Source organism: Micromonospora sp. NPDC048040 (genome assembly GCF_055587185.1).
The window spans coordinates 137003-161899 of sequence record NZ_JBVJGT010000013.1 but is presented as its reverse complement, the minus strand read 5'-3'; the positions used below and the strand labels follow the sequence as shown (position 1 = coordinate 161899).

Sequence of the window (24897 nt, the reverse complement as noted above, 5' to 3'; positions counted from 1 at the left end):
CCCAGCAGCTGCTTCTCCTTGTCGCGCAGCTGCGCGGCCCGCTCGAAGTCCTGCGCGTCGATCGCGGACTCCTTGTCGCGGCGCACCTGCGCGATGCGCTCGTCGAAGTCCCGCAGGTCCGGCGGCGCGGTCATCCGACGGATCCGCATCCGCGCACCCGCCTCGTCGATCAGGTCGATCGCCTTGTCCGGCAGGAACCGGTCAGAGATGTACCGGTCGGCCAGCGTCGCCGCCGCCACCAGAGCGGCGTCGGTGATCGAGACGCGGTGGTGCGCCTCGTAACGGTCCCGCAGACCCTTGAGGATCTCGATGGTGTGCGCCAGCGACGGCTCACCCACCTGGATCGGCTGGAAACGACGCTCCAACGCGGCGTCCTTCTCCAGATGCTTACGGTACTCGTCGAGGGTGGTCGCGCCGATCGTCTGCAGCTCACCACGCGCCAGCATCGGCTTCAGGATGCTCGCGGCGTCGATCGCGCCTTCCGCGGCGCCGGCGCCGACGAGGGTGTGGATCTCGTCGATGAACAGGATGATGTCGCCGCGCGTGCGGATCTCCTTGAGCACCTTCTTCAGGCGCTCCTCGAAGTCACCCCGGTAACGAGAACCAGCCACCAGAGCACCCAGGTCGAGGGTGTAGAGCTGCTTGTCCTTCAGCGTCTCCGGCACCTCACCCTTGATGATCTTCTGGGACAGACCCTCCACCACGGCGGTCTTACCGACGCCGGGCTCACCGATCAGAACCGGGTTGTTCTTCGTGCGGCGGGACAGCACCTGCATGACCCGCTCGATTTCCTTCTCCCGCCCGATCACCGGGTCCAGCTTGCCCTCACGGGCGGCCTGGGTCAGGTTCCGACCGAACTGGTCCAGCACGAGGCTGGTCGACGGCGCGGCCTCACCCGGCGCGGCGCCCGCCGCGGCCGGCTCCTTGCCCTGGTAACCCGAGAGAAGCTGGATCACCTGCTGACGGACCCGGTTCAGGTCCGCACCCAGCTTCACCAGGACCTGGGCGGCGACGCCCTCACCCTCACGGATCAGGCCCAGCAGGATGTGCTCCGTGCCGATGTAGTTGTGCCCGAGCTGCAGCGCCTCACGCAGCGACAGCTCCAACACCTTCTTGGCCCGCGGCGTGAACGGGATGTGCCCGCTCGGCGCCTGCTGGCCCTGGCCGATGATCTCCTCGACCTGCTGACGCACACCCTCCAGGGAGATACCAAGACTCTCCAGAGCCTTGGCAGCCACGCCCTCACCCTCATGGATCAGACCCAGCAGGATGTGCTCCGTACCGATGTAGTTGTGGTTGAGCATCCGGGCCTCTTCCTGGGCCAGGACGACAACCCGTCGCGCTCGGTCGGTGAACCGCTCGAACATGCCCTCGTGCTCCTCACGTGCCGTGCGCACTCGATCTTGATGGTCAAGAAGTCGTGGCGGGGCCGGTGCGCGGACGTCCGGGACGGGCGTCCGTGCCTACTTACTCTATCGCCGCAGACCGACTCCGCTGAGGTCGTGTGTCCCCGCCGGAGGCCGCGTACGCGTCGTTTTACTCAACCGTCCGCGCTCAGGGGGTGTTCCGCGACCCCCGCCTGTACGCGCAGAGCGAAATTCGGCCACCGCCCGGACCGCGTCCGCAGGCCGGTGCCGGCGCCGACGCGGCCCCGAACCCGGGCCGCCGGGGAGTCGTCCACAGGCTGTGGACAAATTCTCCACCGGCTGTGGACAACCTCCGTCGGGGCGGAATTCTTCCCGGCCCGGGCGCACCCGTGGGCGGATACGGCGACGCCGGCCCGGAGTCGTGCTCCGGCCCGGCGTCTGTCGCCCGTCGGCGGTCGGGTCAGTGACCGGCCTTGGAGTGGTACTCGTCGACGATCTCCTGCGGGATCCGGCCCCGGTCGGAGATGTCCTTGCCGGCCTTCTTGGCCCAGGCCCGGATCGCCTTGTTCTGCTCCCGGTCGGCGGTGGCGCCGCCCCGGCCGCGCGCGGCCCGGCCGCCCACGACGACACCGCCCCGGCCCACCTTGGTGCCGTGGGCGATGTAGGGAGCGAATACGTCACGCAATTTCTCGGCGTTCGAGCTCGACAGGTCGATCTCGTACTGAACGCCGTCGAGCGCGAACTTGACGGTCTCGTCAGCGTCCCCGCCGTCCAGGTCATCGACCAGCTTATGAATGATCTGCTTGGCCACGTCCCACATTCCTTTCGAGCAGGGTGCTCCTGCAAACTTGAGAGCACAATAACCCGTGCGACGCTTGTCGCGTCAATAGGATGCGGTAACGACCCGGTGCGAGTACGCGACTACTCCGGCCGCACCAGGGGGAAGAGGATGGTTTCCCGAATTCCCAGGCCCGTCAGCGCCATCAAGAGCCGGTCGATTCCCATTCCCATACCCCCGGCCGGCGGCATTCCGTACTCCATCGCCCGGAGGAAGTCCTCGTCCAGCCGCATCGCCTCGTCGTCGCCGCGGGCCGCGAGCTGCGCCTGGGCCAGCAGCCGCTCCCGCTGCACCACCGGGTCCACCAGCTCCGAGTACGCCGTCCCCAGCTCGAACCCGAGCACGTAGAGGTCCCACTTCTCGGCCAGTCCCGGCTCGCTGCGGTGCGCCCGGGTGAGCGGGCTGGTCTCCTCCGGGTAGTCGCGGACGAAGGTGGGTGCCTGGAGGCCGGGGACGACCAGTTCCTCGAACAGTTCCTCGGCGAGCTTGCCCGGCCCCCACTTCGGGTCGACCGCCAATCCGACCTTGTCGGCGTACTCGACGAGGCGGGCGTGCTCGGTGCGTACCGTGACCTCCTCGCCGAGCGCCTCGGAAAGCACCCCGAAGAGGGTCACCGAGCGCCACTCCCCGCCCAGATCGAACTCCCGGCCGTCGGCGTGGGTGACCACGGTCGAGCCGGCGACCGCGATCGCCGCCTGCTGCACGAGATTGCGGGTCAGCTCCGCCATCGTGTCGTAGTCGCCGTACGCCTGGTATGCCTCGAGCATCGCGAACTCCGGGGAGTGCGAGGAGTCGATGCCCTCATTACGGAAGTTGCGGTTGATCTCGAAGACCCGGTCGACGCCGCCGACGACGGCCCGCTTGAGAAACAGTTCCGGCGCGATTCGCAGATACAGATCGGTGCTCAGCGCATTGCTGTGGGTCACGAATGGCCGGGCCGCCGCGCCGCCGTGCAGCAACTGCAGCATCGGGGTCTCCACCTCGATGAAGTCCCGGTCGTGCAGCGAGTCGCGCAGGCTGCGGACGGTCGCGGCCCGGGTGCGTACCATCTGGCGCGCCTGCGGCCGGACGATCAGGTCGACGTAGCGCTGCCGGACCCGCGCCTCCTCGCTCAGCGGCTTGTGCGCCACCGGCAGCGGGCGCAACGCCTTCGCCGTGACCGCCCACTCGTCGGCCAACACGGACAGCTCGCCCCGGCGGCTGGTGATCACCTCGCCGGTCACCCCGACGTGGTCGCCGAGGTCGACGAGGCGCTTCCAGTCGTCCAGCCGCTCGGCGCCGACCCGGTCCAGCGAGAGCATCGCCTGCAACTCGGTGCCGTCGCCGTCCCTGAGGGTGGCGAAGCAGAGCTTGCCGGTGTTGCGTACGAAGATCACCCGGCCGGTGACCGAGGCACGGTCGCCGGTGGCGGTGTCGGTGGGCAGCTCGGCGTACCTCTCGCGGATCTCGGCCAGCGTGCTGGTCCGGGGGAATCCGACCGGGTACGGCTCGACGCCCTCGGCGAGCATCCGGTCCCGCTTCTCCCGGCGGACCTTCATCTGCTCGGGAAGGTCGTCGGCGGGATCGACTGGCACGGGAGTCTGCTCGGTCACGGCACGCTTCCTCAGAAGGAGATTTCGGGCGGGGTCAGGCCCCGAGCGTACTCAAGGCGCCAGGGAGGCGTTACGGGATAACCTGCCCGCCATGACCGACCCCACTCACGCCCTGTCGTTCGGTGCGGCGGCGGGCGAATACGACCGGTTCCGGCCCCGCTATCCCGACGAGGCGGTGCGCTGGGCGCTCGACGGGCTGGACGCGCCCGCCCGCGTCGTCGAGCTGGGCGCCGGGACCGGCATCCTCACCCGCGGGGTGCTCGCCCTCGGACACGAGGTGGTGCCCGTCGAGCCGGACCCCGGGATGCGGGCCCGCCTGGACGCCGTCACCCCGGGCACCACGGCCGTGGCGGGCAGCGCCGAGTCGGTGCCGCTGCCGGACGGCGCGGCCGACGTGGTGCTGGCGGGGCAGGCGTACCACTGGTTCGACCGGGAGCGGGCGCACGCCGAGATCGCCCGGCTGCTCCGGCCCGGCGGCGTTTTCGCGCCGATCTGGAACCTGCGGGACGAGCGGACCGGCTGGGTGGCGGAGCTGACGAAGATCGCCCGGATGGGCGGCAGCGCCGACGACCTGGCCAGCCGCGTCGGCGACTTCGGGCCGGCGTTCGCGCCGGCCGAGCAGGCCGTTTTCGCGCACCGCACCACGCTCACCCCGGACGAGCTGGTCGGCATGGTCCGGACCCGCTCGTACTACCTGACGGCCGACCCGGAACGGCGGCGGGACCTCGACCGGGAACTGCGCGACCTGCTGGACACCCACCCCGACCTGGCCGGGCGGGAGCGCTTCGACCTGCCGTACCGCGCGCTCGTCTGCCGCGCCCGGCGGCGCTGAGGCCGGCGGCGGCGCCCGGCCCCGGCGGCGGCCCGGGACCGGGGCCGGCGGGGTCAGACGTTGCGGTCGTAGACCATCCGCAGGCCGATCAGGGTGATCATCGGCTCGTGGTGGGTGATCGTGCGGCACTCGTTGATCACCAGGCCGGCGAGCCCGCCGGTGGCGATGACGGCCCGCACCTCGCCCAGCTCCTCGGTCATCCGCTCGACGATCCGGTCGACCTGACCGGCGAAGCCGAAGTAGAGGCCGGACTGGAGGCACTCGACGGTGTTCTTGCCGATCACCGAGCGGGGCCGGGTGGCCTCCACCTTGCGTAGCTGGGCGGCTCGGGCGGCGAGCGCGTCGAAGGAGATCTCGATGCCCGGCGCGAAGGCGCCGCCGAGGAACTCGCCCCGGTCGCTGATCACGTCGAAGTTGGTCGTGGTGCCGAAGTCCACCACGATCGACGGCCCGCCGTAGAGGGTGTACGCGGCCAGGGTGTTCACCACCCGGTCGGCGCCCACCTCCTTCGGGTTGTCGATGGCGAGCTGCACACCGGTGCGCACCCCGGGCTCGACGATCACGCTCGGCAGGTCGGCGTAGTAGCGGGACAGCATGGTGCGCAGCGAGCGCAGCGCGGCCGGCACGGTGGAGCAGGCCGCCACGCCGGTGATCTCGACGGCGTCCCCGGCGAGCAGGCCCCGGAACTTCAGGCCCAGCTCGTCCGCCGTCGACCGCGCATCGGTCTTGATCCGCCAGGAGTGCACCAGCTTGTCGCCGTCGAAGGTCGCCAGCACGGTGTTGGTGTTTCCGATGTCGATGCAGAGCAGCACGATCGCAGCCTAGACAACGGCCTGCCGCCGGTTCACTCGGTGCGCAGGTCCATGGCGATGTCGAGGATCGGCGAGGAGTGGGTCAGTGCCCCGACCGACAGGAAGTCGACGCCGGTCGCCGCGTAGCGCGCCGCGACGTCGAGGGTCAGCCCGCCGGTCGCCTCCAGCTCCGCCCGGTCCCCCACGGCGGCAACCACCTCGGTGAGCATCTCCGGGGTCATGTTGTCCAGCAGCAGGAATTCCGCTCCGGCCTCGACGGCCTCCACCGCCTCGGCGAGCGTGTCCACCTCGACCTGCACCGGCACGTCCGGGAAGGTCTCCCGGACCCGGCGGAAGGCCGCCGTGATGCCGCCCGCCGCCAGCTTGTGGTTGTCCTTGATCATGGCGACGTCGTGCAGGCCCATCCGCTTGTTCGTGCCGCCGCCGGCGCGGACCGCGTACTTCTCCAGGACACGCAGGCCCGGGGTGGTCTTGCGGGTGTCCAGCACCATCGCCTTGGTGCCGGCCAGCGCGTCCGCCCAGGCCCGGGTGTGGGTGGCCACCCCGGACATCCGGCAGAGCAGGTTCAGCGCCGTCCGCTCGGCGGTGAGCAGCAGCCGGGTCGGGCCGGTCACCGTGGCCAGCACGTCGCCGCGCGCCACCCGCGCGCCGTCGTGGGCCACCAGCGACACCTCGACCGTACGGCCGGCGCCGGTCACCTCGCCGACCAGCTCGAACACGGCCGCCGCCACGGCCAGCCCGGCCACCACGCCGTCGGCGCGGGCCACCAGGTCGGCCGTGTCGGTCTGCCCCGCGGGGATGGTAGCGACGCTCGTGACGTCGAGGAAGTCGGGCCCCAGGTCCTCGGCCAGCGCGTTCCCGACCACCCGCCGCACCTGCGCCGGGTCCAGGCCGGCGTCCCGCAACGCCCGCTCCGTCGACTCCGTCATCGAATCCCCTCCCACTGAGACGTCAACCGGCCCTGCGCCCCGACCGCGCCGACGAGGTGGCCGAGCCACCGCTCGTCGGCCGTCGGGAAGTCCTCCCGCCAGTGGCAGCCCCGGGTCTCCCGGCGGGCGTACGCGGCGGCGACCAGCGCCGACGCCACGGTGATCAGGTTCGTCGCCTCCCAGTCGGCCGTCCGCGGCCGGCCCCGGCCCCCGCCGAGCCCGGTCAGCGCGTCGGCGGTCCCCGCGAGGGTCTGCGCCGAGCGGAGCACGCCCGCGCCCCGGGTCATCGCCCGTTGCAGGGTCGGCGTCGCCTCGGCCGGCACCACCCAGCCCTCGCCGCCGACCCAGGCGCCGGTCGACGCCGGCTGGGCCTGCTCCGGCAGCCCGACGGCGACGTCCTCGGCGATCCGCCGGGAGAACACCAGCCCCTCCAGCAGGGAGTTGCTGGCCAGCCGGTTCGCGCCGTGCACGCCCGTGCAGGCGACCTCGCCGCAGGCGTACAGGCCGGGGATGGAGGTGCGGCCGCGCAGGTCGGTGCGGACGCCGCCGGAGGCGTAGTGGGCGGCCGGGGCCACCGGGATCAGGTCGGCCGCCGGGTCGACCCCGATGGCCAGGCAGGACGCGACGATGGTCGGGAAGCGCCGGGCCAGGAAGTCGCCGCCCAGGTGCCGGGCGTCGAGGAAGACGTGGTCCGCGCCGGTGGCCAGCAGCACCCGGTGGATGCCCTTGGCCACCACGTCCCGGGGCGCCAGCTCGGCCAGCTCGTGCTGCCCGACCATGAACCGCTTGCCGTCGCCGTCGACCAGGTGGGCGCCCTCGCCGCGCAGGGCCTCGGAGACGAGCGGCTGCTGGGCGTGCCCGGCGCCCGGCACGCCAGCGCCGGCCGGGGTGATCAGCGCGGTCGGATGGAACTGGACGAACTCCACGTCGGTGACCGCCGCGCCGGCGCGCATCGCCAGCGCCACCCCGTCCCCGGTCGACACGGCCGGGTTGGTGGTGGCCGCGTAGATCTGGCCCATCCCGCCGGTGGCCAGGACGACCGCCCGGGCCAGGATGGCGCCCACCCCGTCCTCGCTGCCCTCGCCGAGCACGTGCAGGGTGATGCCGCAGGCCGCGCCGAGCCCGCCCGGGCCGTCGCCGGGCGCGCGCAGCAGGTCCAGCACCAGGGCGTGCTCGACCAGCCGGATCCACGGGTCGCGGCGGACGGCGGCGTGCAGGGCCCGCTGGACCTCGGCCCCGGTGGCGTCGCCGCCGGCGTGCACGATCCGATCCGCCCGGTGCCCGCCCTCGCGGGTGAGCATCAGCGAGCCGTCCGGGTTGCGGTCGAACTCCGCCCCGATCCGCATCAGCTCGCGCAACCGGGTCGGGCCCTCCTCGACCAGCACCCGCACCGCCGCCGGGTCGCAGAGCCCGACGCCGGCGATCTCCGTGTCGGAGGCGTGCGCGGCCGGGGTGTCGTGCGGGTCGAGCACGGCGGCGATGCCGCCCTGCGCCCAGCGGGTCGAACCCTCGTCGATGTTGACCTTCGTGACCACGGTGACGTGCAGGCCCGCCTCCCGCAGGTGCAGCGCGGCGGTGAGCCCCGCCACCCCGGAGCCGACCACGATCACGTCGGTGGTCTCCACCCAGCCGGGCGCGGGGGCGGCCAGCAGTCGGGGCAGCGCCGGCAGGTCCACGGTCGGAAGGTCCATGCCCACAGTCAACCCGAAGGGCCCTCGCGGGGGGCGGCGGGGGCGGGACGAGTGGTTTGGACCATCGCGTCCGGTGGCCGGGAGGGTGCCTACCTCGTCCGGACCGGCAGGGCGGCCGGGCCCGCGCCCCTCAGGGAGCCGGTCACCGTACGGTCGTCGAGCCACAGGTAGCAGCGGACGCCGCGGTCGCCGACGCGCCAGCGCCCCGCCCCCGGCGGTCGCACCACCACCCCGCTGCGGAAGCGCAGGTCCGCGTCGTCGGGCACCCCCACGTAGCGGCCCAGCACAGAGCGGCAGCCGGCGTAGAGCGGGGCCCAGTCGGCGGGCCGGGTCGGGTACGGGCGGTCCGGCGCCCGCCACACCCCGACGAACTCGGCGTCGTGCCGGGTGGCGCAGTCGACGGGGAGCAGCGTCCGCACCGCCCCGCCGCCGGCCCGGGTCTGCTCGCAACCGAGCCGCAGCGGCGACGGCCCGCGCAGCGCGTCCCGCAGGCTGCCGGAGCGGGTGACCACCGTGGCGGCGGCCTCGACGGTGCTCACCTCGGTCAGGTCGCACCGGTACCAGCGGGAGCCGGCCGCCCAGCCGGGCCCGGACGGCAGGGCCACGGCCAGCCGGAGCCGCCCGGCCCGCCAGTCGTCGCCGACGTGCCCGGTGACGCGCGCGTCGCAGTCGGCGAACGCGCCCCGCAGCTCGGCCGAGCCGCCCGGTGGCGGGGTGGCCCGCTCGGCCGGGAAGGCGCCCACGTGCACGGTCTCGACCCGGTGCGGCGCGGCGCAGTCCACCGGCGCGTACGCCGCCAGGGTCACCACGTCGGTGAAGTCGGCGGCCTGGCAGACGCCGGCGGCCGGGGTGAACGGGCCGGGCGCGGGCAGGGCCGCCCAGTCGTCGGCCAGGTCACCGTCCAGCCCGGCGGAGCCGGCGCAGCCGACCAGGAGTACTACCGCGCTCACGGCGGCGAGCAGGGTGGTCATCGAACGGCGCATCGCGGCCTCCCCCAGCCACCGCGTCTCTTCGACGGGCACCCAGACTACCCACCGCCGCCCTCCGGTGACAGACCGCGCTCGCGCTCCCATTCACCCCGTACGCCGCGCACCCGCGGTCACCGCCCCGACAAACGGGACTTGTGGCGGCAGAAGGCGAGCGGGGCGGGTCAGACGGCGGCGTAGGGGTTGGGGACGGGGGCGCCGGCGGTGCCGGGGGCGGCGGTGGTGGGATCCGTGTTCAGCTCGACGATCCGGTTGTCGGCGTCGACGTGCACGACCCTCGGCCGAAAGGCCCGGGACTCGGCGTCGTCCATCTGCCCGTACGAGATGAGGATGACCAGGTCGCCCGGGTGCACCAGGTGGGCGGCGGCACCGTTGATGCCGATCACGCCGCTGCCCCGCTCGCCCGGGATCACGTACGTCTCCAACCGGGCCCCGTTGGTGATGTCCACGATCGCCACCTGCTCGCCCGGGAGCAGGTCGGCGGCGTCGAGCAGGTCCTCGTCGATGGTGACCGAACCGACGTAGTGCAGGTCGGCCTGGGTCACCGTGGCCCGGTGGATCTTCGACTTGAGCATGGTGCGCAGCATCGGGATGCCTTTCGGGAAGTGGTGGGGGCCGGATTCAGGAACGGGGGGCGAGCCGGATCGCCGCGTTGTCGATCAGCCGGGTGCCGCCGACCCAGGCGGCGACGAGCAGCCGTGCCGGACCGGACACCGGCCCCGGCTCCAGGTCCGGGTCGGTGAGCACCAGGTAGTCGAGCCGCGCGCCGGGCGTACCGGCGCCGAAGGCGGCGTGCGCGGCGGCGAGCACGGCCCCCGCGTCACCGCCCGCGTCGGCGGCCTCGGCACCGGCCCGCAGCGCCGCCGACAGGCTCAACGCGGTCTCCCGCTCGGCCGGGGAGAGGTAGCGGTTGCGGCTGGACAGGGCGAGCCCGTCGGGCTCCCGCACGGTGGGCACGCCGACCACCTCGACCGGCACGTCGAGATCCCGGGCCATCCGCCGCACCAGGGTGAGCTGCTGGTAGTCCTTCTCCCCGAAGAACGCCAGGTCGGGGCGGGTGAGCTGAAGCAGCTTCAACACCACCGTCAGCACCCCGTGGAAGAACCCGGGGCGGCTCTGCCCCTCCAGGTCCTCGCCGAGCGGACCCGGGTCGACCCGGACGCGGGGCTGGCCGTCCGGGTACATGTCCGCCACCGACGGGGCGAACACCACGTCGGCGCCCGCCCGCCGACAGATCTCCAGGTCGGCGTCGAGGGTGCGCGGGTAACGGTCGAAGTCCTCGTTCGGCCCGAACTGGAGCGGGTTGACGAAGATCGTGACGAGCACGTGGTCGGCCCGCTCCCGGGCCGCCCGCAGCAGCGTCTCGTGCCCGGAGTGCAGGGCGCCCATGGTCATCACGACGCCGACGGTGCCCTTGAGCCCGTCCCGCGCCGCAGCCAGCTCGGCGCGGGTGTGCACCAACTCCGTCACGCGGTCCCCTCCGTCCATCGTCGGCCCGTTCACGCGGCGACCTCCCGCCGGGTCCCGGCCAGCACGCCGAGCAGCGACTCCGCGTCGACCGGGCGGAGCCGGCCGGCGGCGATGGCCCGGTCGGCCGTACGCCGGGCCAGGGCCAGGTAGGGCGCGACCGACTCGGGTGCGGTGGCGGCGAGCCGGGCCAGGTGCCGCTCGACCGTGCCGGCGTCGCCCCGGGACACCGGCCCGGTCAGCGCGTCGTCGCCGAGGCGCAACGCGTTCTCCAGGGCGGCCCGCAGCAGCGGGGCGAGCACCTTCTCCGGCTGGGCCACCCCGGCGTCGCGCAGCCGGTCGGCCGCCTCGTTGACCAGGGTCACCAGGTGGTTGGCGCCGTGCGCCAGCGCCGCGTGGTAGAGCGGCCGGTCGGCCTCGCCGACCCACTCCGGCACGCCACCGAGGTCGGCGACCAGCCGGGCCGCCAGGGGGCGCAGCTCCGCCGGGGCCGTCACGCCGTACGAGATGCCGGCCAGCCGGGCGAGGTCGTCCGGCGTACCGGTGAAGGTCATGGCGGGGTGCAGGGCGAGCGGCCGGGCACCCGCCGCGGCGGCGGGGGCGAGCACGGCCAACCCGTGCGCGCCGGAGACGTGCGCCACGACCTGGCCGGGACGCAGCGCGCCGCTGTCGGCCAGGTCGGCGACGACCCCGGCGAGCGCGTCGTCCGGCACGGCGAGCAGCAGCAGGTCGGTGGCCGCGCGGGCCACGGCGGCGGCGGAGCGGCGGGGCACCCGGGGCAGCAGCAGCGCCAGCCGGGCCTGCGAGGCGCCGGAGCCGCCGGAGGCGGCGGCCACCCGGTGGCCGGCGGCGACGAGCGCGGCGCCCAGCGCCGCGCCGACCCGGCCGGCGCCGACGACGCCGACGGTGAGCGTGCGCGGGAAGGAGAGCGGGGCGCCGGATGTGGCGCCGCCCGACGGTACGGCGGCCGTAGGCGGGGTGGCCGCCTGCGGGCGCAGCGGTGCGCTCATGGCAACGATCCAGTCCTCGGAGGGGGTACCGGTCGATCGCAAGTATGCGCCGCCGCGACGGAGCCGAAACAGGGTCTGTGAAAACCTTCACCGGGCGGTGCGCGGGGGCGTTCCCGGCGGCGTGGGCGGCCGGCTGCGGCTACAGTGCCGCCTGTGACGGAGCGGGTCGTGGTGGACGAGGTCGGCATCCGGACGGAGGACGACCGGCACAGCTTCGGCTGGCCCTGGGCCGAGATCCAACACGTCTCGGTCGCCGCGCTGCCCCCCGCGGAGCACCGGTTCCTGTACTTCGAGGTCACCCATGTGTCGGGCGAGTTCATGGAGGTCGGCGAGACGGTCGACGGGTTCCGGGAGGCGGTGGCCGTCATCTCCGCCCGCGCCGGGCGGGCGGCCCCCGACCTCGACGCGCTCCGACCGTCCGACCCCGTGCTGGAGATCTGGTCGCCCCTGCGGGACGAGGGATGAGCTGATGCTGGTCCGCTGGCGGGACGCCATGGACCGGGCGCTCTACGGGCCGGGCGGGTTCTTCGTCGCCGGCTCCGGCCCGGCCGACCACTTCCGCACCAGTGTGCACGCGTCCCCCGCCTTCGCCGCCGCGCTGCTGCGGCTCGTCGAGCAGGTCGACGCCGCCCTCGGCCACCCCGCTGTCCTCTCCGTCGTCGACGTGGGAGCGGGTCGGGGTGAGTTGCTGCGCGCGCTCTCCGCCGCCCTGGGGGTTGCCGGGGAGCCCGCCCGCTCCGGGCGGTCAGGCTTGATCCCTCCGCGGGCGGGCTCCCCGGCAACCCCGACTCCCTCGGCCGCCGCCCGGCCCTCGCTCCCGTCCGGCCCGTCGCCCGCCGGTCCCGCCCCGTCCGCGCCGGTTGCGCTCGCTCGACGGGTACGCCTCACCGCCGTCGAGAAGGCGCCCCGACCGGCCGACCTGCCGGACGGGATCGACTGGCTGGACGAGATCCCCGACGGGATCACCGGGCTGCTGGTGGCCACCGAGTGGCTGGACAACGTGCCGCTCGACGTGGCGGTGCACACCGCCGACGGCTGGCGCTACCTGCTGGTCGACCCGGCCAGCGGAGCGGAGACCGTGGGTAACCCGGTAAACCCCGCCGACGCCGACTGGCTGGCCCGGTGGTGGCCGGCGCCGGGGGCCGGCGCGGACGGGATCGGCCCGACCGGGTCAGGGTTCCGGGCGGCCCGACCCGCGGAGGGCTCAAGCCTGACCGCCCGGAGCGGGTCGGGCCGCCCGGAACCCCCCACCGGCGTGCGAGCAGAGATCGGCCGGACCCGCGACGACGCCTGGGCCGAGGCGGTGGGAAAGCTCGACCGGGGGCTGGCGTTGGCCGTGGACTACGGGCACCTCAGGGACGACCGACCGGTCGACGGGAGCCTGACCGGGTACCGGGGCGGGCGGCAGGTGCCGCCGGTGCCCGACGGGACCAGCGACGTCACCGCACACGTCGCCGTCGACTCCGTCGCCTCCGCCGGTGGGCGGGTCGCCCGGTGCGCGTACGACCTGGTGTCGCAGCGGGCGGCGCTGCGGGCGCTCGGGGCCGACGGCGGGCGACCGGCGCTGAGCCTGGCCGCCAGCGACCCGGTCGCGTACGTGCGGGCGCTCGCCGCCGCCTCGGCCGTGGCGGAGCTGACCGACCCGGCCGGGCTGGGCGGGCACTGGTGGCTGCGGCAACCGGTCGGCGTCGACCCCGAGCGGTTCATGGCACGATGACGGACATGACCACGGACGCCGGCGACCTCCGCGAGCTGACCGTCGGCACCGGAGCGGGCCTGGTGGCGGGCACCGGCGGGGAGCAGCTCGGCACCGACATGGTGCTCAACATCGGGCCGCAGCACCCCTCCACGCACGGCGTGCTCCGGCTGAGGCTGGTGCTCGACGGCGAGCGCGTGGTGGCCTGCGAGCCGATCGTCGGCTACATGCACCGGGGCGCGGAGAAGCTCTTCGAGGTCCGCGACTACCGGCAGATCATCGTGCTGGCCAACCGGCACGACTGGCTCTCGGCCTTCTCCAACGAGCTGGGCGTGGTGCTCGCCGTGGAGCGGCTGATGGGCATGGAGGTGCCGGAACGGGCCACCTGGCTGCGGATGGCCCTCGCGGAGCTGAACCGGGTGCTCAACCACCTGATGTTCCTCGGCTCCTACCCGCTGGAGATCGGCGCGATCACGCCGATGTTCTACGCGTTCCGCGAGCGGGAGACGATCCAGGCCGTGATGGAGGAGGTCTCCGGCGGCCGGATCCACTACATGTTCAACCGGGTGGGCGGCCTCAAGGAGGAGGTGCCGTCCGGCTGGACCGGCCGGGCGCGGGCCGCCGTCGCGGAGGTCCGCGGACGCATGCCGGACCTGGACAACCTGATCCGGCGCAACGAGATCTTCCTGGCCCGCACGGTCGGCGTCGGCGTGCTCACCGCGGCGGACGCCGCCGCGTTCGGCGCGTCCGGGCCGGTCGCCCGGGCCTCCGGCCTCGACCTCGACCTGCGCCGCGACGAGCCCTACCTGGCCTACGACCAGCTGGACGTGCCGGTGGTGACGAAGACCGCCGGGGACTGCCACGCCCGCTTCGAGGTGCTGCTCGACCAGGTGTACGCCTCGCTCGACCTCGCCGAGCAGTGCCTGGACCGGGTGGACCGGCTCACCGGGCCGGTCAACACCCGGCTGCCGAAGGTGCTCAAGGCGCCGGAGGGGCACACCTACGCGTGGACCGAGAACCCGCTCGGCATCAACGGCTACTACCTGGTCTCCCGAGGCGAGAAGACGCCGTGGCGGCTCAAGCTGCGCACCGCTTCGTACGCGAACGTGCAGGCGCTGGCCACCCTGCTCCCCGGCTGCCTGGTGCCGGACCTGATCGCCATCCTCGGCTCGATGTTCTTCGTGGTCGGCGACATCGACAAGTGACCCGCGCGGCCGCCGGTCAGCGCCAGCGGTCGGCGGAACGCGAGCCGCCCGCGCGGGGGGCGTCGTCCTGCGGCGGGTAGCCGTAGCGCTCCTCCTGCCGTCGGCCGTACCGCTCCGGCTCGGGCTCCGGCTGACGGGCGCGGTGCGCCTCGGGCTGGTGCCCGCGCTGGCGGGGCGGGCGCCACTCCTCGGGCACCGGCACCCCGCCGGCCGGCAGCGCCGGCGCGTCCCCCGGCTCCGTCCAGCCGCCCCGCCATCCGTCGTCCGCCCGTTCCCGATGCGGCTCGTCCCGGCGGACCGTCGCCCAGCGGTCCGAGACCCGGTACTCGGTGCCGGTGGCGTCCGCGTGCACCTCGGCGCGCCGCTCCCCGACCCGCAGTTCCCGGCCCCGGTCGTCGTCCCGCACGGCCGCCCACCGGTCACCGGCGCGCAGCTCCGACCAGTACTCACCGCTCTCCGGCCCCGCCTCGTCGGGCTGGTGCGGCCGGCCCCGCCCCGGCTGCTCGGCCGGCACGGCCCAGGCCGCCGGCCCGCCCGTGCCGTCCCAGCCCCGGTCGTCCCAGTGCTGCCCGCGCTCCTGCCGCTGCCCGCGTTCGTCCCGTCGGCCCGGCCACTCGCGGTCGGTCCCCTGCCCGGACCACTCGCCCCCGTCGCGCGACCGCGACCGGTCGTCGTCCCGGCGCACGCCGGCCGTCGCCCACGACCGGTCGTCGTTCCGCCGGGAACGGTCGTCGTCGCGCCGGGACCGGTCCTCCGGGTCGCCGTGGCCGGCCCGGGGCCGGTCGTCCGACTCGCCGGACCACGGCCGCTCCTCCGGTGCCGGCGACCACCGTCCCGCGTACCCGCCGCCGTACCGGGTGCCCGGGTCGCCGGGCACGGACGCGCCACCGTCCACGATGGTGTGCCGGGTGGTGACGTGGACGGTCTCGGTGTGCCGCACCACCCCGAGCGGGCGCGCGGCGGGCTGGCTCTCGGGCTCCGCCGGCCGGGCCGCCCCGTACACCCCGGCCGCTCCGCCGGCGGGTCGGTCCCCGCCGTACACCCCGGCGGACCCGGTGGTGGCGGGCCGGTCACCGCCGTACCCGCCGGCCGAGCCCCCGGTGGGCCGGTCCCCGCCGTACGCCCCGGCCTGGGCCGCCGGCCGCTCGACGCGCGGGCCCGGCTGGGGCCGGCGGCCGGGCTCCTCGTCGTCCCGGTCGGCGCGTCCCCAGCGGGGCGCCGGATCGTCCTGGCCCGGTGCCCGCCCCCGGCCGGAGAACCCGTCGTCGGCGGATCCCGGGCCCCGGCCGGGATCCGCCTGGTCGTCGACTCCGGCCAGCGCGGCGCTGCTGGCGTCCAGCCGCCGGCGCAGCGCGGCGACCGCCTCCTGGGCCCGCTGGGCCTGGTCGAGCGCCTGGTTGCCGCGCTGGGCGGCCGCCACGATCTCCCCGCGCAGCTCGTGGCGGAGCTGCTCCATCTCGTCCAACAGCTCCTCGGTGCGGGCCGGGCCGGCGCCGTCGGCGCGCAACGCGATCGACAGGCCGATCAGGACCACGGCCAGGATGGCGAGCACGGCGGCGAACCGCAGCGGACCGTTGCCGTCGGCGACGAGCAGGATCAGCGCCGCCACCGGCGCCAGCGCGACGCCGATCCAGAAGAGCACGGTGAGCAGCGGTGGATTGCGCTTGTCGGCGGGGGCGACCGGGGCTGGCATGGGTCCGCAGCCTACCGAGAGTTCCCCCGGCTGGAAACGGCTGGAGAGGCCCGGCGGGACGGGACGGCGCAGCCGGTAGCCGGCGGCACGGGGCCGTCGGCTACCGGCCGGGGATCAGCTGGCGGCCAGCGCGCCGTCCGACGAGAAGACCAGGCCCACGCTGGCGGCGCCGGTCTTGAGGGCGTTCTTGGTCTGCGGGCCGCCCTGGTCCAGCGAGCTGAACGAGCCGGCCTTGAAGTCGTAGACCTGGACCAGCCCGGCCCCGCACTTCGGCCGCTGCGGGCACTCCGGCGGCCCGGCCAGCACCGTGGCCTGGCCCGAGCACTTCGCGGCCAGCTCCGAGAGCGTGCGGACGCCGTACTTGTCGGCGAAGGCCTTCGTCACGGCGAAGGCGTTCTGGTCCTGGGCGGCGGCGGGCGTGCCGAAGACGAGGCCCACCTTGTCGCCGGCGGCCTTCAGCGCGGCGACGGTCTTCGCCAGCTCGGGCGAGGACACCGGCTGGGCGTCCTTGCCGTTGGCCTTGGTGTTGAGGAACTCGGCCATGGTCGCCGCGTACTCCGGGACCACCTGGATCTCGCCCCGCTCCAGGGCCGGCTCGTAGAGCTCGCGGTTGCCGATCTGCTGCACCTTGGCCTCGTAGCCGGCGGCGGTCAGCGCGATCTTGTAGAGCTCGGCCAGGATCTCGTTCTCCGTGAAGTTGGCCGCGCCGACCACGATCTGACCGCCGGGCCCCTTGGCGATTCCCGTGGTGACGCCGTTGGCCGCGGCGAACTCCTCGGCCGCCTTCTGCGCCGTCTTGCGGTCCACGTCGACGGCCTTGTTGAGCTGGATCAGCTTCGGCGTGTCGAGCGCCGCCGAGACCTTGTCCAGCGCCGCGAGCAGCTGCGGGTTGGCCGCCTTGGCGTTGACCGCCGGGATGACGTTGTCGGTGTTCTGGAGCTTCTTGTCGTCGTCGAGGACGACGAGCTGGTCACCGGCGACCGGGGCGCAGCCGGCCCCGGAGGCCGCCTGCTCCGGGGCGTCCGTGCCGGAGGAGCCGGCGTCGCCGCATCCGGTCAGCAGCCCTGCCGCGGCGAGGGCTCCCACCGCACCGACCGCCAGTCGTGTACGTGCGCGCATCAGTGCCCGCCTTCCGTGTCCCGGCGCGACCCGTCCGGGCCGGCCGCGTGTCCGACGGGCGATCCCTCTCCGGCCGCCCGCTGTGTCCGCCGGGCGGCCCCCTGTCCGGCCGCCCGCGATTTTCCACCCAACATCTTCCACACGCGTCCGACAACCCGAGGAAAGCTTTGTCACCGGATCGTCACCCGTCGACGGTCACCGGGCAGCGGACATCGATAAGCGGTAGCGGGCATCGACGACCGGCAGCGCGGGTCGGTGAGCGGCAGCGGGCGTCGGTGACCGGCAGTGCCCGTCGGCGTGCGTCGGCGGGCACTCCCGGGTGCGGCGTCCGCCAGGGGCGGACCGGAGCTCAGCCGCCGGCCAGCGCGTCCGCCGCGCGGCGGCGGGCCCGGCGGCGGGTGGCCCGCAGCGGGCGCGGGGTGACCAGTCGCTCGACCAGGGCCAGCACCAGCTCGACCAGGACGGCGAGCCCGGCCACCAGCACGCCGCCGGCGAGGATCTGGCCGCCGCCGGCGGCGATGTCCAGCCCGAACCCGGCGCGGATGATCTGCCCGAGACCGCCGCCGTTGACGAAGGAGGCCAGCGCGGCGGTCGCCACCACCTGCACCGCCGCCGTGCGGAATCCGGCCGCCAGGTAGGGCACCGCCAACGGCAGCTCGACCCGGCGCAGCAACTGCCACCCCGAGAAGCCCATGCCGCGCGCCGCGTCCCGGGCCTCCGGATCGACCTGCCGCACCCCCGTGTACGCGTTGGCCAGCAGCGGCGGCACCGCGAAGACGGCCAGCGCGACCACCACCGACGGCTGGCCGAAGCCGAGGAAGGTCAGCGGCAGGATGGTGAGCAGGGCCAGCGTCGGCACGGCGAGGGTGACGTTCGACACCAGCACCACCAGGCCCCCGCCCCGACCCGTGTGCCCGAGCCAGAGCCCGATCGGCCAGGCGACCAGGCAACCCAGCGCCACCGCCGCCGCCGACATCGACAGGTGCTCGCCGAGCCGCTCCAGGATCCCGCCCGGATTGGTCCAGTTCAGCGGGTCGTTGAGCCAGACCAGCGCCGCCTCGACGGGGTTCATCGGGCCCGCCCTCCGTTCGCGACCGCGGGACTGCGCCGCGCGGCGTTCCGAGCGCTCACGCCGCCCTGCTCCGCAGCCAGGGGGTCAGCAGCCGGCCCACGCCGGCCAGGATCAGGTCGAGCACCAGGGCGAGCAGGACGCAGAGCAGCGTCCCCGTCATGATCTGCGCCTTGTAGAAGTTGTTCTGGAAGCCGGCGAAGATCAGCTGCCCGAGACCGCCACGCCCGATCACCACGCCCACGGTCACCAGGGCCACCGTGGAGACCGTGGCCAGCCGCAGGCCGGTGAGGATGCCCGGCAGGGCCAGCGGCAGCTCGACCCGGAACAGCCGGCCCCAGCGGCCGTACCCCATCCCCTCGGCCGCCTCACGCACCTCGGGAGGCACCTGGTTGAGCCCGGCGAGGGCGTTGCGGACGATCACCAGCAGCGCGTAGAGGACCACCACGCTCAGCGCCGTCACCGCGCCGATGCCCAGGTAGGGCGCGATGAACGCGAACAGCGCCAGCGACGGCACCGTGTAGAGCACCCCGGTGACGGCCAGCACCGGCCCGGCCAGCGAGCGGAACCAGTACGCGGCCACGGCCAGCGGCACGGCGACCAGGGCGGCGATCAACACCGCGCGCACCGTCAGCGAGGTGTGCTCCCGCACGGCGGCGAGGATCGTGTCAGAGTTGTCCCGCACGTACTGCCAGGAGAACCACGGGTTACCCGGGTCGGCCCGGTAGCTCAGGCGGAAGGACATGTGTGGACGTTACCCCGGCAACCACGGATCACGGCGGGCCGCGTGCGGCGTCCATCGCGCTGGAGGGCATCCACAAGCGCTACCCGGACGGCACCGAGGCCGTACGCGAGCTGAGCCTCGACATCGCCGCCGGGGAGCTGGTGGTGCTCATCGGACCGTCGGGCTGCGGCAAGTCGACGGTGCTGCGGATGGTCAACCGGCTGATCGAGCCGACCGGTGGCCGCATCCTGCTCGACGGTGAGGACGTCACCCGGGTGGACCCGGTCGGGCTGCGCCGCCGGATCGGCTACGTGATCCAGAACGTCGGGCTCTTCCCCCACCAGACGGTCAGCGCCAACGTCGCCACCGTGCCCCGGCTGCTCGGCTGGCCCCGCGAGCGCAGCCGCCGCCGGGTCGACGAGCTGCTGGAGCTGGTGGGGCTCGACCCGGCGACGTTCGGCCGCCGCTACCCGCACGAGCTCTCCGGCGGTCAGCGGCAGCGGGTCGGGGTGGCGAGGGCCCTCGCCGCCGACCCGGTGGTGCTGCTGATGGACGAGCCGTTCTCGGCCGTCGATCCGATCGCCCGGACCCGGTTGCAGGAGGAGTTCCTGCGGTTGCAGGCCGAGGTGCGCAAGACGATCGTGCTGGTCACCCACGACCTCGACGAGGCGGTCCGGCTGGGCGACCGGATCGCGGTGCTCTCCCAGGGCGGTCGCCTGGAGCAGTACGACACGCCGGCCGCCGTGCTCGGGGCGCCCGCCACGCCCTTCGTCCGCGAGTTCGTCGGCGCCGACCGGGGCATCCGCCGGCTGGCGGTCACCCCGCTGACCGGCGCGGCCGTCGAGCCGCTGCCGGCGACCGGGGTGGCCGAGCTGCCGACGGTGTCGCGGGGCGACTCGGCGTACGACGCGCTGGGGGCGCTGCTGACCTCGGCCGCGGACCGGGTGGTGGTGACCGACGAGGGGCGGCCGGTGGGCGTGCTCAGCCGGACGCGACTGCTCGAACTGGGCCGGCCCGACCGGTGACCGGGGCGGCCGCCCCGACGCCGGCCGGGAAGGCGGGCGGGCAGCGGGGCCGGGTCGGACGGCGGGGCATCGCGGGCCGGCGGGTCAGGCCCGGCCGCCGAGGCTGGCCGTGCCGATGATCCAGCCGGAGAGGAAGCCGTACGTCGCACCGGTGCCGGCCGACTGGATGGCGGTCAGCAGCGACGGATCGGGGCCGAGGAACGCGGCGAGCAGCGAGGCGAAGCCGCCGGCCAGGACGTAGGCGGCCCAGCCGGAGAAGAACTGGCTCGCCGACCCCTGCACCCGGGCCACCTGCGTGGCGGGCAGCAGGTAGAGGAAGACCACGGCGAGGATCACCAGCAGGACGGCCCGCAGGTTCGCGACGAGCAGGCCGCCGGAGGCATCGCCGCCGTCGAACCGCCAGGCCGGCCAGGCGAGCAGTTGCAGGAACCAGCCGCCGGCGGAGTTGGGGTCGGTGCCGGTGGCCCAGCCGACGTACGCCGGGCTGCCGCAGACCGCGACCAGCAGGAGCGCGGCGAGCGCGCCGGTGCCCGCCGCCGTCCCGTAGCGGCCGCCGGCCCGCGGCGGGTTGGTGAGCGCCATGATCGGATCAGTTCCCGGCGGACCTCGGGGAGCAAACCTGCCGGGGCCCGTCGGCCGCCGTCACTTCCGCGGGTGCGTCATCAGGTAGTCGATGAAGGCGGCCCGCAGCAGCGGCGCGGACTCCTCGTAGCCGTGCCCGGTCAGCTCCCGCCACAGCGCAGCGGCCTCGTCGATCGTCGGCCCCACCGAGTTGGGCGCGCCGTCCAGTACGGCGGCCTCGTCCGCGTTCGGCAGGTGCCGCAGCACCGACCAGAAGAAGCCCACGTCGCGGCGCTCCCGGGCGACCGCGAAGGCCCGCTCCCGCAGCTCCTCAGTGGACAGCGCGTCGAGCTCCTCGAACGACGGGCCGGCGGAGGTCGATGGTGTGTCGGTCATGCCGCCGAGCCTAACCGCCGAGATCACCGCCGGCAGGGTGGACGCGACACCGGCCGGCACCGCCGGCCCGCCCCGCGGCCGGTCAGGGGTGACCGCTCAGCGGTCGTCGCTCTCCCACCGGCGGGGCCCGCTCTCCCACCGCGGCACGCTCCAGGGGTCCGCCGGGCTCTCGGTGGACTGCGCCGGCAGGGCGGGCGGCCAGTCGCCGACCGGGTCGGGCCGGGGCGCCGCCCAACCCGTGCCGATCCGGCCGTCCCCGACCGGGACCGGTTCCGCCGCCGCGCCGACCGCCGGCCGCCCGTACGCCTCGACCAGGCGGGTGACCAGCAGCCCCACGCCGAGCGCCGCCGCGCCGACCGCCCAGCGGCTCACCGTCCAGCCCCGGGCCTGCGCGTACGCGACGAAGATCGCGACCAGGCACACCGCCAGCAGGGTGCCGAACACGCCGCCCCGCCGGCCGTAGGCACTGGTGCCGGCGAGCAGCGCCACGCCGACCGCCAGCACCGTCCAGTCCAGCCCGGCGTCGGGCGCGACCGGCCCGGTGGCGCGGGTGGCGGTGAGCATGCCGGCGAGGGCGGCCAGCACGGTCGAGCAGACGAGCGCGCCGGAGACGACCACCGCCGCCACCACGCCGCGGCGACGGGCCGGGTCGACGACCGGGCGGAAGCGGCCGACCAGCCGGCGGACCGCCCGCACCGCCCCCAACAAGCCGCCGAGCACGGCGACGGCCGCGAGCCCGGCGAAGAGGTGCAGCGCGCCACGCCCCGGGTCGTAGTCACCCTGCGGGAGGACCGGCGCGGAGCGCTGCTCGATGTACACGACGACCGCCGCCGCACCGGCGAGGCTGGCGGCCCAGCCGGGGACGTGCAGCACCACGACGGCCAGCGCCAGGGCGAGCCCGCCCAGCGCGGCGACCGTCAGGGCCGGCCCGGTGGCCGCCGTGACGCCCCGGTCGCCCTGCTCGGCCATGTGCAGCGCGGCGGCGACCGCCACCGGGCCCACCGCCAGGTTCACCGCGGCGGTACGCAGGCTCAGCCCGGCGGCCAGCGCCAGCAGCCCGAGCACGACCGCGTCCAGCAGCAGCGAGCGCAGCCCGGCGCCGCGCAGCGCGTCCGGGTTCTCCCGCCAGAGCAGGAACGTCCCGACGCCCAGCGCGACGAGGAGCAGCGACTCCCAGGCGACGTGGACCGCGAACCGGTCCCGGCCGGGTTCCCCGTGCGCGGGGTCGTCGAAGACGTTCTCCAGGACGGCGGCCGGGATGCCGGACGACGGCTCGGCGGACGCGTCGCGCCCCGGTTCGTCGTACCCCATAGCCGCCGCCTCCCACGTGGCCGCTCGTCCAGGTCCGACGCGCGGGCGGGCCGGGGCGGCCGTTGCTCTCCGGTCGCAGGCACGCTACCCGTGCGGGAGGCCGGGCGTAACCCCCGGATCAGCGCGGGCCGGGGCGGTTCTCCCGGTCGCCGGGCTCGCGGTCCTCGTCGTCCTCCTGCTCGGGGACGCGGCAAGCGCGCTCCAGCCAGAGCGCCGCCGCCACCAGGGCCAACCCCGCGAGCAGACCGGCGCCGGCGACCGGCCGGTCGTCCATCGCGGCGTCCGTGCGCTCGAGGAAGAGCCAGCCGGTCAGCCCGGCGTAGAAGCCGGCGAAGATCGCGCCGGCCAGCGAGGACGCCTTGGCCAGCACCACGAACCGGGCGACCAGCAGCGGGTTGACCGGGTCGCGGCCCGGCCGGCGCTCGATCCGCCCCCGGGTGTTGACCGCGGCGTACCCCTCCAGCACGGCGAGCGCGGCCAGGGTGACGACCGGCAGCCACGGCAGGTCGGGCAGGTAGTCGTAGTAGAGGGTGCTGATCAGCAGCCAGGCCACGGCGGCGGCGCCGAGGCCCGCCACCACCAGGGTGGAGATCCGGGTGGGGCCCATCCGGAACCGGTCCGGACCCGTCCCGCCCGGGCGTGGGGATCGCGCCTGCGTCATGCCGGCCGGCTCCACTGGGTCATGCCGTCGACTCTATCGCCAGATCCGGCCGGGGGCGCAGATCCAGGGCGTCGGCGGCGGCCGGGCCGGTGTTGAGCAGGTCCGTCAGCCAGCCGTGCCCGGGCAGCCGCCCGTACGGCTGGATGTCGATCCACGGCCGCAGCACGAACGCCCGCAGGTGCGCCCGGGGGTGCGGCAGGGTCAGCTCCGGGTCGTCGCTGACCACCGGCTCGTCGTCGGCCCAGACGGCGATGACGTCGACGTCCAGGGTGCGCGGCCCGAAGCGCCGCTGCGGGTCGCGGGTGCGGCCCGCGGCGCGCTCCGCCGCCCGGGCCCGCTCCAGCCAGTCGCGCGGCGTCGCGGCCGGGTCCTCGGCGAGCAGCACCGCGTTGAGGTACGCGGGCTGGTCCTGGTCCCCCCACGGTGGAGTCTCGTAGACGCCGGAGAGCAGGAGCACGTCGTCGCCGAACGCCGACACGGCGGAGCGCAGGTGCGCCAGCCGGTCGCCGAGGTTGCTGCCGAGGGAGAGGACGGCCCGGGTCACCGGTCGCGCCGCCGGGTCATGGTGACGGCCACGTCGGTGAAGGCGTGCGGGACGGGCGCCTCCGGCTTGTGCACGGTGACCGTGGCGACCTCGACCCTGGGGTCGGCCAGGCAGACGGTCAGCAGCCGGTCGGCGAGCGTCTCGATCAGGTTGACCGGCTCGCCGGTGACGACGGCGACCAGCCGCTCGGCCAGTTCGCCGTAGTGGACGGTGTCGCCCACCTCGTCGGAGCGCGCCGCCGGGGCCAGGTCCATCTCCAGGACGGCGTCGACGACGAAGTCCTGCCCCTGGGCGCGTTCGAAGTCGTACACCCCGTGCCGGCCGTGCGCCCGCAGGCCGGTCAGTTGGATGCGGTCGGTCATCGGTCTCCTCCGTGGTCGGCGGTGCCGCCCGCCCGGCCGGCGCCCGCGTGGGCCGCCCGGGCCGCGGCGGTGGTCGGGGGCGTCAGGCGGGGCGCGCCGGTGGCCCGCCAGACGGCGAGCGCGTCCGCGGTGGCGCGGACGTCGTGCACGCGGACGCCCCAGGCGCCGGCCGCCACCGCGAGCAGGCTGGTGGCGACGGTGGCCGCGTCCCGGCCGTCCGTCGGGCGGGGGGCGTCGTCGGGGCCGGCCAGCAGCCGACCCAGGTACGCCTTGCGGCTGGACGCGAAGAGCAGCGGGAAGCCCAGCTCCAGCAGCTCGGGCAGGCGGGCGCTCAGCTCCCAGTTGTGCGCGGCCGTCTTGGCGAAGCCGAGCCCCGGGTCGATCACGATGCGGTCGGCGGCGACGCCGGCCGCCAGCGCCTCGTCGACACGCCGGCCCAGCTCGGCGCGGACGTCGGCGACCACGTCGGTGTAGCGGGCCAGCTCGCCCATCTCGCGGGCGTGGCCGCGCCAGTGCATCAGCACCCAGGGGCAGCCGGCGTCCCGGACCACCCGGGCCATGTCGGGGTCGGCGAGGCCGCCGGAGACGTCGTTGACCACCGCCGCGCCGGCGGCGAGGGCGGCCTCGGCGACCCGCGCGCGGGTGGTGTCGATGCTGATCGGCACGCCGGCGGCGGCCAGCTCCCGGACGACCGGCAGCACCCGGGCCGTCTCGGTGTCGGCGTCGACCCGGTCGGAGCCGGGCCGGGTGGACTCCCCGCCCACGTCCACCAGGTGGGCGCCGTCGGCCCGCAGCCGCACGCCGTGTCCGACGGCGGCGTCGAGGTCGGCGTACCGTCCGCCGTCGGAGAAGGAGTCGGGCGTGACGTTGAGGACGCCCATCACCACCGGGGCCGAGGCCCGTACCAGATCGGTCACGACTAGACGGTACCGGTCGGCCGGAGCACCCCGGGCGGGCCGGGTCGAGGGCGGTGACATGCGCATTCGAACGGGTGTACGATCGGTCGC

The 24897-nt window shown here is 74.9% G+C and carries 26 protein-coding genes; 5 read left to right on the top strand and 21 right to left on the bottom strand.

All coding sequences use genetic code 11. The features are described 5' to 3' along the window. The 3 genes from ACZ6O2_RS16165 to lysS all read right to left on the bottom strand — a co-directional run. Positions 1–1367, bottom strand: a 1367-nt coding sequence (locus ACZ6O2_RS16165) for a Clp protease N-terminal domain-containing protein (RefSeq protein WP_466023362.1), incomplete at its 3' end; no start/stop codon positions are given. A 460-nt stretch (positions 1368–1827) separates the two neighbouring features. Continuing rightward, entirely contained in the window at positions 1828–2178 is a 351-nt protein-coding gene (locus tag ACZ6O2_RS16160; RefSeq protein ID WP_342672168.1) for a histone-like nucleoid-structuring protein Lsr2, read from the bottom strand. 110 nt (positions 2179–2288) lie between these two features. Beyond that, positions 2289–3797 (bottom strand): lysine--tRNA ligase, encoded by a 1509-nt coding sequence (gene lysS / locus ACZ6O2_RS16155; RefSeq protein WP_466023357.1) that lies wholly within the window; start codon positions 3795–3797, stop codon positions 2289–2291. Positions 3798–3888: 91 nt separating this feature from the next. Between lysS and ACZ6O2_RS16150 the strand changes: the two genes are divergently transcribed. Continuing rightward, a complete protein-coding gene (locus ACZ6O2_RS16150) occupies positions 3889–4629 on the top strand; it encodes a class I SAM-dependent methyltransferase (RefSeq protein ID WP_466023356.1) in 741 nt (246 codons plus the stop codon). 53 nt (positions 4630–4682) lie between these two features. Here the strand turns inward: ACZ6O2_RS16150 and ACZ6O2_RS16145 are convergent, their stop codons facing one another. From ACZ6O2_RS16145 to ACZ6O2_RS16115, 7 genes are all read right to left on the bottom strand, one after another. After that, the gene (locus ACZ6O2_RS16145; RefSeq protein WP_350709398.1) at positions 4683–5441 is read right to left on the bottom strand and encodes a type III pantothenate kinase; all 759 of its coding nucleotides are present in this window, start codon (positions 5439–5441) and stop codon (positions 4683–4685) included. A gap of 32 nt (positions 5442–5473) precedes the next feature. Further along, entirely contained in the window at positions 5474–6370 is an 897-nt protein-coding gene (gene nadC, locus ACZ6O2_RS16140; RefSeq protein ID WP_350709400.1) for a carboxylating nicotinate-nucleotide diphosphorylase, read from the bottom strand. Next, positions 6367–8061 (bottom strand): L-aspartate oxidase, encoded by a 1695-nt coding sequence (locus ACZ6O2_RS16135; RefSeq protein WP_466023355.1) that lies wholly within the window; start codon positions 8059–8061, stop codon positions 6367–6369. The genes nadC and ACZ6O2_RS16135 overlap by 4 nt, the downstream gene beginning before the upstream one ends. A gap of 89 nt (positions 8062–8150) precedes the next feature. Continuing rightward, on the bottom strand, positions 8151–9044 hold the full coding sequence (locus ACZ6O2_RS16130; protein WP_466023354.1) for a septum formation family protein: 894 nt from the start codon (positions 9042–9044) through the stop codon (positions 8151–8153). Between the two features lie 167 nt (positions 9045–9211). Then, complete coding sequence (gene panD, locus ACZ6O2_RS16125) at positions 9212–9634, bottom strand: aspartate 1-decarboxylase (RefSeq protein ID WP_466023353.1); 423 nt, start codon at positions 9632–9634, stop codon at positions 9212–9214. 34 nt (positions 9635–9668) lie between these two features. Beyond that, complete coding sequence (gene panC / locus ACZ6O2_RS16120) at positions 9669–10517, bottom strand: pantoate--beta-alanine ligase (RefSeq protein ID WP_350709408.1); 849 nt, start codon at positions 10515–10517, stop codon at positions 9669–9671. 29 nt (positions 10518–10546) lie between these two features. After that, the gene (locus ACZ6O2_RS16115) at positions 10547–11524 is read right to left on the bottom strand and encodes a Rossmann-like and DUF2520 domain-containing protein (protein WP_466023352.1); all 978 of its coding nucleotides are present in this window, start codon (positions 11522–11524) and stop codon (positions 10547–10549) included. A 153-nt stretch (positions 11525–11677) separates the two neighbouring features. On the opposite strand from ACZ6O2_RS16115, the gene ACZ6O2_RS16110 reads away from it, so the two are divergent. From ACZ6O2_RS16110 to ACZ6O2_RS16100, 3 genes are read left to right on the top strand one after another with little or no spacing between them, the layout of a single operon-like run. After that, positions 11678–11989: a hypothetical protein gene (locus tag ACZ6O2_RS16110; protein ID WP_466023351.1), complete on the top strand. Its 312-nt coding sequence runs from the start codon at positions 11678–11680 to the stop codon at positions 11987–11989. A 4-nt stretch (positions 11990–11993) separates the two neighbouring features. After that, positions 11994–13241, top strand: coding sequence for an SAM-dependent methyltransferase (locus tag ACZ6O2_RS16105; RefSeq protein ID WP_466023350.1), 1248 nt, complete (start codon positions 11994–11996; stop codon positions 13239–13241). Further along, on the top strand, positions 13238–14425 hold the full coding sequence (locus ACZ6O2_RS16100) for an NADH-quinone oxidoreductase subunit D (protein ID WP_466023349.1): 1188 nt from the start codon (positions 13238–13240) through the stop codon (positions 14423–14425). Before ACZ6O2_RS16105 ends, ACZ6O2_RS16100 begins: the two co-directional genes overlap by 4 nt. Before the next feature lie 16 nt (positions 14426–14441). Here the strand turns inward: ACZ6O2_RS16100 and ACZ6O2_RS16095 are convergent, their stop codons facing one another. From ACZ6O2_RS16095 to ACZ6O2_RS16080, 4 genes are all read right to left on the bottom strand, one after another. Then, complete coding sequence (locus ACZ6O2_RS16095) at positions 14442–16118, bottom strand: hypothetical protein (RefSeq protein ID WP_466023348.1); 1677 nt, start codon at positions 16116–16118, stop codon at positions 14442–14444. Between the two features lie 114 nt (positions 16119–16232). Beyond that, positions 16233–17237: a glycine betaine ABC transporter substrate-binding protein gene (locus tag ACZ6O2_RS16090; protein WP_466023347.1), complete on the bottom strand. Its 1005-nt coding sequence runs from the start codon at positions 17235–17237 to the stop codon at positions 16233–16235. A gap of 349 nt (positions 17238–17586) precedes the next feature. Further along, entirely contained in the window at positions 17587–18309 is a 723-nt protein-coding gene (locus tag ACZ6O2_RS16085) for an ABC transporter permease (protein WP_350709421.1), read from the bottom strand. A gap of 55 nt (positions 18310–18364) precedes the next feature. Beyond that, a complete protein-coding gene (locus tag ACZ6O2_RS16080; RefSeq protein WP_350709423.1) occupies positions 18365–19051 on the bottom strand; it encodes an ABC transporter permease in 687 nt (228 codons plus the stop codon). Positions 19052–19053: 2 nt separating this feature from the next. On the opposite strand from ACZ6O2_RS16080, the gene ACZ6O2_RS16075 reads away from it, so the two are divergent. Continuing rightward, positions 19054–20055 (top strand): ABC transporter ATP-binding protein, encoded by a 1002-nt coding sequence (locus ACZ6O2_RS16075; protein ID WP_350709425.1) that lies wholly within the window; start codon positions 19054–19056, stop codon positions 20053–20055. Between the two features lie 84 nt (positions 20056–20139). Here ACZ6O2_RS16075 and ACZ6O2_RS16070 read toward each other — a convergent pair whose 3' ends face one another. The 7 genes from ACZ6O2_RS16070 to folP form a co-directional block, all read right to left on the bottom strand. After that, complete coding sequence (locus tag ACZ6O2_RS16070; protein ID WP_350709426.1) at positions 20140–20637, bottom strand: hypothetical protein; 498 nt, start codon at positions 20635–20637, stop codon at positions 20140–20142. Positions 20638–20697: 60 nt separating this feature from the next. Beyond that, positions 20698–21012, bottom strand: a complete 315-nt coding sequence (locus ACZ6O2_RS16065) for a hypothetical protein (protein WP_466023346.1) — start codon at positions 21010–21012, stop codon at positions 20698–20700. 96 nt (positions 21013–21108) lie between these two features. Continuing rightward, positions 21109–22323, bottom strand: coding sequence for an ABC transporter permease (locus ACZ6O2_RS16060; RefSeq protein WP_466023345.1), 1215 nt, complete (start codon positions 22321–22323; stop codon positions 21109–21111). Between the two features lie 118 nt (positions 22324–22441). Next, entirely contained in the window at positions 22442–22984 is a 543-nt protein-coding gene (locus tag ACZ6O2_RS16055; protein ID WP_350709431.1) for a DUF3180 domain-containing protein, read from the bottom strand. A 19-nt stretch (positions 22985–23003) separates the two neighbouring features. Beyond that, entirely contained in the window at positions 23004–23528 is a 525-nt protein-coding gene (gene folK / locus ACZ6O2_RS16050) for a 2-amino-4-hydroxy-6-hydroxymethyldihydropteridine diphosphokinase (protein ID WP_350709433.1), read from the bottom strand. Next, complete coding sequence (folB, locus tag ACZ6O2_RS16045) at positions 23525–23890, bottom strand: dihydroneopterin aldolase (RefSeq protein ID WP_350709435.1); 366 nt, start codon at positions 23888–23890, stop codon at positions 23525–23527. The genes folK and folB overlap by 4 nt, the downstream gene beginning before the upstream one ends. Then, a complete protein-coding gene (folP, locus tag ACZ6O2_RS16040) occupies positions 23887–24807 on the bottom strand; it encodes a dihydropteroate synthase (RefSeq protein WP_466023344.1) in 921 nt (306 codons plus the stop codon). Before folP ends, folB begins: the two co-directional genes overlap by 4 nt. Positions 24808–24897 lie beyond the last annotated feature (90 nt).